Annotated in this window: 1 protein-coding gene; it reads left to right on the forward strand. The window is 73.5% G+C overall.

What is annotated here, in order from left to right; genetic code table 11:
- Positions 1-6,995: type I polyketide synthase (locus tag ACFWOG_RS38230; RefSeq protein ID WP_380364117.1), on the forward strand; the 6,995-nt coding region annotated here is incomplete at both ends.

Below are 6,995 nucleotides of genomic sequence, written 5' to 3' on the forward strand. Positions count from 1 at the left end.
GACGCGGTCCTGTCCGCGCTCGTCCAGCAGCCCGACGCCGTCACCGCGCCGCTGCTGCGCCGCGACCGCGACGAGGCGACCACCGCGCTGACGGCACTCGCGACCCTGCACGTCAACGGCGTCCCGGTCGACTGGTCGCCGCTGTTCACGGGCGTCCGACCGGCCGAGCTGCCGACCTACGCCTTCCAGAGGGAGCGGTTCTGGCCCGAGAAGGGGGCCCGGCCCCGCTCAGACCGTGACGACGACGGGTTCTGGACCGTGGTCGAGTCGGGCGACGTGGCTACGCTCGCCGACCGCCTCGGCGTGGAGGCCGAGGCGCTGGCGGGCCTGGTTCCCGCGCTGGCCGCCTGGCGTGCGCGTGGCCGGGAGCGGTCGCTGATCGACGCGTGGCGCTACCGCGCCGTCTGGAACCCCACCACCGTCGCGGGCCACGGGCGGATCAGCGGGACGTGGCTGCTGGTCGGCGACGACGGGTTCGGCCTCGCTGCGGTCCTCTCCGGGCTCGGCGCGGAGGTCATGACCGTGCCGACGGGCTCCCGCTCCGAGCTGGCGGCCCGGCTGGCCGGGCAGGAGGCGGAGGGCGTCGTTTCGGTCCTCGGATCGGTCGGTGAAAACCTGGCGCTGGTGCAGGCTTTGACGGACGTACGGAGCACGACCCCGCTGTGGACGGTCACCCGGAACGCGGTGGTCACCGGCCGGGCGGACGACACGGTCGACGTCGGTCAGGCGCAGCTGTGGGGCTTCGGCCGGGCGGTGGGGCTGGAGCACCCGGAATTCTGGGGCGGTCTGCTCGACCTGCCGCCGGTCGTCGACACCCGGGCGGCCGGCCGCCTCGGCGCGGTCCTGGGTGGCGCGTTGGGCGCGGAGGACCAGGTCGCGCTGCGTAGTGGTGGCGTGCTCGTACGGCGGCTCGCGCATGCGCCGGCCGGTGCGGTCGGTGCTGCCGGTGCGTGGAGTCCGCGCGGCACGGTGCTCATCACCGGTGGGACGGGTGGCTTGGGCGTCGAGGTGGCGCGGTGGGCGGCTGCGAACGGTGCGGAGCGGTTGGTGTTGCTCTCGCGGCGTGGATCTCAGGCTCCGGGGGCGGCGGAGTTGTTGGCGGAGCTGCCGATGGCGGAGATCCATGCGTGTGATCTGGCGGATCGGTCCGCGGTGGAGGCGTTGCTGGCCGTGGTCGGTCGGGTCGACGCAGTCGTGCACGCGGCCGGTGTGGGCGAGGACGTGCCGCTGGTCGACGCGGACGAGGCGCATCTGGACCGGGTGATCCGGGGCAAGGTCGACGGGGCGTTGCACCTGGACGCGCTGGTCGGTACGGATCTCGACGCGTTCGTGGTGTTCTCGTCCATCTCGGCGACATGGGGCAGCAGTCGGCAGGCCGCGTACGGGGCGGCGAACACCGCTCTCGACGCCCTGGTCCTGCGCCGACGGGCCGCCGGGCTCCCCGGCACGTCGGTCGCCTGGGGTCCCTGGGCGAGCGTCGGCATGGCGGCCGACGTCGAGGCCGCCGCTTCGCTCCGCAGGCAGGGCCTGGTGGGGATGGCTCCCGATCGCGCCGTGGCCGCGCTGGCCAGGGCCGTGGGCGCCGGGGACGACCTGGTCACGGTCGCGGACGTGCGGTGGTCGGAGTTCCTGCCGCTGTTCACGGCGGCGCGTGAGCGGCCGTTCCTGGCTGACCTGCCGGAGGCCGCCGAGTCGGCCACCGTGGCGGAGCCGGGTACCGGGCTGGCCGCGCGGTTGGCGGGTCTGTCGTCGGCGGAGCGGCAGCGGACCGTGCTGGAGCTGGTCCGGGCCGAGGTTGCGGCGGCTCTCGGCCATGCGTCGGCCGGGGAGATCGAGGCGTCTCGGGCCTTCAAGGAGCTGGGCTTCGACTCGCTGACCGCCGTCGAACTGCGCAACCGTCTGCGGTCGGCGACCGGGCTGGCGCTGCCGGCGACGCTGGCGTTCGACTACCCGAGCGCCGAGCGGCTCGCCGCGTTCGTCCTGGCCGAGGTGGGAGGCGCGGAGGCGGCCGGTCCTGCCGTTCCGGCGCTCGCTGTCGCCACCGACGACGATCCGGTGGTGATCGTCGGGATGGGCCTGCGGCTGCCCGGCGGGGTGGACTCTCCGGAACGGTTCTGGGAGTTGCTCTCCGCAGGCGAGGACGGGATCGGGGCGTTCCCGACGGATCGTGGGTGGGATCTGGAGGGGTTGTACCACCCGGATCCGGAGCATGCGGGGACGTTCTACGCCCGGGAGGGCGGGTTCCTGTACGGCGCGGGCGAGTTCGATGCGGGGCTGTTCGGGATCTCGCCGCGTGAGGCGCTGGCGATGGATCCGCAGCAGCGCCTGTTGCTGGAGACCTCGTGGGAGTCGTTCGAACGGGCAGGCGTGGACCCACGGGCCGGACTGGCCGGACACCCGGTCGGCGTGTTCGTCGGTGCCTCCTTCATGGGATACGGCTCCGGACCGGTCGAGGCTTCCGACGGTGTGGAGGGGCACCTCCTGACGGGTACGGCTTCGTCGGTGATGTCGGGGCGGATCTCGTACACGTTCGGGCTCGAAGGCCCGGCGGTGACGGTGGACACGGCGTGTTCGTCGTCGTTGGTCGCCCTGCATCTGGCGGTGCAGGCGCTGCGGTCGGGTGAGTGCTCGATGGCGCTGGTCGGTGGTGTGACGGTGATGCCGACGCCGGATGTGTTCGTGGAGTTCTCGCGTCAGCGGGGTCTGGCGCCGGACGGCCGGTGCAAGTCGTTCGGTGCGGGCGCGGACGGGACGGGTTGGTCCGAGGGTGTCGGCATGCTGCTGGTCGAGCGGTTGTCGTCGGCGCGGGTTGCCGGTCGCCAGGTCTTGGCGGTGGTCCGGGGTACCGCGGTCAATCAGGACGGTGCTTCGAACGGTCTGACGGCGCCGAACGGTCCGTCGCAGCAGCGGGTGATCCGGGCCGCGTTGGCGCAGGCGGGCCTGTCGGCGTCCGACGTGGACGCGGTCGAGGCGCACGGCACCGGCACGACGCTCGGCGACCCGATCGAGGCCCAGGCCCTCCTGGCCACCTACGGTCAGGACCGGGACGGCGGCGACCCGCTCTGGCTCGGGTCGGTGAAGTCCAACATCGGGCACACGCAGGCGGCGGCCGGTGTCGCGGGCATCATCAAGATGCTGCTGGCCATGCGGCACGGGACCCTGCCCGCGACGCTGAACGCCGACGAGCGTTCCCCGCACGTGGATTGGGCTTCCGGCGCGGTGTCGCTGTTGACGGAGTCGCGTCCGTGGAGCGCCGGGGATCGGCCTCGTCGGGCGGGTGTGTCGGCGTTCGGTGTCAGTGGCACCAACGCGCACGTGATCGTGGAGGAGCCCCCGGCTGTCGAGCCCACTGCCCCGGTGTCGGTCGAACTACCGCTTGCTCCGGTGCTGTTGTCCGGTACGGACGAGGCGTCCCTGCGTGCTCAGGCTCAACAGCTGATCGACAGCGCCGGGGTGGACATCGCTCGCCCGGTGGAACTCGGCGCCGCCTCGATCCGCCGTGCGGCACTGCCGCACCGGGCCGTGGTGCTCGCCGGTGACCGGGAGACCCTCGTCGAGGGCATGCGCCGAGTCGCCACAGGTGCTGCGGCACTCCGGGGCACGACGGGTGCCGGGCGGGTGGCGTTCCTGTTCACGGGTCAGGGCGCGCAGCGAGCGTCGATGGGCCGGGGGTTGTACGAGGCGTTCCCGGTGTTCGCGGATGCCTTCGACCAGGTGGCGTTGCACCTGGATGCCCATCTGGACCGGCCGTTGGCGGAGGTGCTGGCGGACGAGGAGCTGATCCACCGCACCGGGTACGCGCAGCCGGCCCTGTTCGCCGTCGAGGTGGCGTTGCATGCGCTGCTCACCCGCTGGGGTGTGCGGCCGGACGTCCTGGTCGGGCACTCGATCGGTGAGATCGCTGCCGCGCATGTGGCCGGGGTGCTGTCCCTCGGGGACGCCGCCACGCTGGTCGCCGCACGCGGCCGACTGATGCAGGCCCTTCCGGCCGGTGGGGCGATGCTCGCCGTCGGAGCCTCCGAGGCGGACGTCCTCGCCGCGTTCCCGGATGTGGACGTCGCGGTGGTGAACGGTCCTGGGGCCGTGGTGGTCGCGGGCCTGGAAGCCGAGATCGACGCTGTCGCGGAGGCGGCGGGCGAGCGGGGCTGGAAGTCCAGCCGTCTGCGGACCAGTCACGCCTTCCATTCGCGGTTGATGGAGCCGATGTTGGAGGACTTCCGCGCCGTGGTGCGTGGGTTGTCCTTCGCCGAGCCTTCGGTCCCGGCGGTTTCGTCGGTGACAGGCCGCCCGGTCGGTGTCGGGCAGTGGTCGGACCCGGAGTACTGGGTCGACCAGGTCCGCAAGCCCGTCCGCTTCGCCGACGCCCTCGCGGCCCTCGACGGCGTCACCAGGTTCGTCGAACTGGGCCCGGACGGCGTCCTGTCCGCGCTCGTCCAGCAGCCCGACGCCGTCACCGCGCCGCTGCTGCGCCGCGACCGCGACGAAGTCACCACCGTGCTCACGGCGTTGGCGACCTTGCACGTCAACGGCGTTCCGGTCGACTGGGCGCCCTTCTTCACCGGCGTCCGACCGGCCGAGCTGCCGACCTACGCCTTCCAGCACCAGCGGTACTGGCTGGAGAGCCGGCCCGCGAAGGCGGTGGCCGCCGATCCCGCCGAGGCCGGGTTCTGGGCCACGATCGACCGTGGCGACCTCACCACGCTCGCCACGGAACTCGGCGTCGACCCCTTGTCCCCGCTGGAGAGCGTGCTGCCCGCGCTGACGTCCTGGCGGGCACGCGGCCGCGAGCGCTCCCGGTCGGACGGCTGGCGCTACCGGGTCGGCTGGCAGCCGGTGCCCGAGCCGGGCACGTCGGTGCTGGAGGGCACCTGGGTGCTGGTCGGCGCGGACACCGTCGGACTCGCGGCGGCCCTGACCGGCCACGGTGCGCGGGTTCTGACGGTCGGAGCGGACGAGCGCGGCGCGCTCGCCCGGCGGCTGCGGGCGCTGGACGAGCCGATCGCGGGCGTGGTGAGCCTCGCCGCTCTTGAGGACGCGCCCCTGCTGGACACGTTCGCCGTCGTCCAGGCCTGCCTGGACGTCGAGTCGACGGCACCTCTCTGGCTGATCACCCGGGGCGCGGTGTCCGTCGGGAGGGCGGACGCCCCGGCCGGTCCGGTCCAGGCCCAGACCTGGGGCCTCGGTCGCACGCTGGCGCTGGAACACCCCGAGCGCTGGGGCGGTCTGCTGGACCTTCCTGCCGTCGTGGACAGTCGGGCGGCGGGTCGCGTTGCTGCGGTCCTGGGTGGTGCGCTGGGTGCGGAGGACCAGGTCGCCGTTCGCGGCGGCGGTGTGCTGGTGCGGCGCTTGGAGCATGCGCCGGTGGCTTCCGGGTCGGTCTGGAAGCCTCGGGGCACGGTGCTGATCGCCGGTGGGACGGGCGGCCTGGGGGCCGAGGTCGCGCGGTGGGCGGCGGCGAACGGTGCGGAGCGGCTGGTGCTGCTCTCCCGGCGTGGCGTGCGGGCGCCGGGGGCGGCGGAGCTGCTGGCCGAGCTGCCGATGGCGGAGATCCACGCCTGTGAACTGGCGGACCGGTCCGCGGTCGAGGCGCTGCTGGCAACGGTCGGCAAGGTCGACACGGTCGTGCACGCGGCTGGCGTCAGCGAGCACATGGCTCTGGTGGACGCGGACGAGGAGCACGTCCGCCGGGTCGTCGACGGCAAGGTCGACGGGGCGTTGCACCTGGACGCGTTGATCGGTACGGATCTCGACGCGTTCGTGGTGTTCTCGTCGATCTCGGGTGTCTGGGGCAGCGGGGAGCAGGCGGCGTACGGGGCGGCGAACGCGGCGCTGGACGCGCTGGTGGCGCGGCGTCGCGCGCAGGGGCTGCCGGGTACCGCCGTCGCCTGGGGCCCCTGGGCCCGCGTGGGTATGGCGGCGGACGACGAGTCGGCCACGCAGTTGCGCCGGCGGGGTCTGAATCCGATGGATCCCGCTCGGGCGCTGGCCGTGCTGGCGTCGGCCGTCGGGTCGGGCGAGGCGGCCGTCACCGTCGCGGACGTGCGGTGGTCGGAGTTCCTGCCGCTGTTCACGGCGGCGCGTGAGCGGCCGTTCCTGGCCGACCTGCCGGAGGCTGTCGAGCTCGCTGTCGCTCCGGAGTCGGGCTCCGGGCCGGCTGCGCGGTTGGCGGGTCTGTCGTCGGCGGAGCGGCAGCGGACCGTGCTGGAGCTGGTCCGGGCCGAGGTCGCGGCGGTGCTGGGGCACGCGTCGGCCGGGGCGGTCGAGGCGTCGCGGGCGTTCAAGGAGCTGGGCTTCGACTCGCTGACCGCCGTCGAGCTGCGGAATCGTCTGCGGTCGGCGACCGGGCTGGCGCTGCCGGCGACGCTGGCGTTCGACTACCCGAGCGCCGAGCGGCTCGCCGCGTTCGTCCTGGAACAGATGGTCGGTGCGACCGCCCCGGTGGCGGGCCCCGAGGTCACGACCGTGGCCACCGACGACCCGATCGTCATCGTCGGGACGGGCCTGCGGTTGCCGGGCGGGGTGGAGACACCCGAGGCGTTCTGGGATCTGGTGGCCGAGGGCCGGGACGGCATCGGCGCGTTCCCGACGAACCGTGGCTGGGACCTGGAAGGGCTGTACCACCCGGATCCGGAGCACGCGGGCACCTACTACGCCCGCGAGGGTGGATTCCTCCACGACGCGGGCAAGTTCGACGCCGCGCTGTTCGGGATCTCGCCGCGCGAGGCGTTGACGATGGATCCGCAGCAGCGGTTGCTGCTGGAGACGTCGTGGGAGGCGCTGGAGCGGGGTGGAGTCGATCCGCTGGGCCTGCGCGGCGAGCCGGTCGGTGTGTTCGTCGGTGCCTCGTTCATGGGGTACGGCACCGGATCGGTGGAGGGCGGGGAGGGCCTGGAGGGGCACCTGCTGACGGGCACGGCCTCGTCGGTGATGTCCGGCCGGATCTCCTACACGTTCGGGCTCGAAGGCCCTGCGGTGACCATCGACACGGCGTGCTC

This window comes from Kitasatospora sp. NPDC058406, from assembly GCF_042722765.1.
GTDB lineage: Bacteria > Actinomycetota > Actinomycetes > Streptomycetales > Streptomycetaceae > Kitasatospora.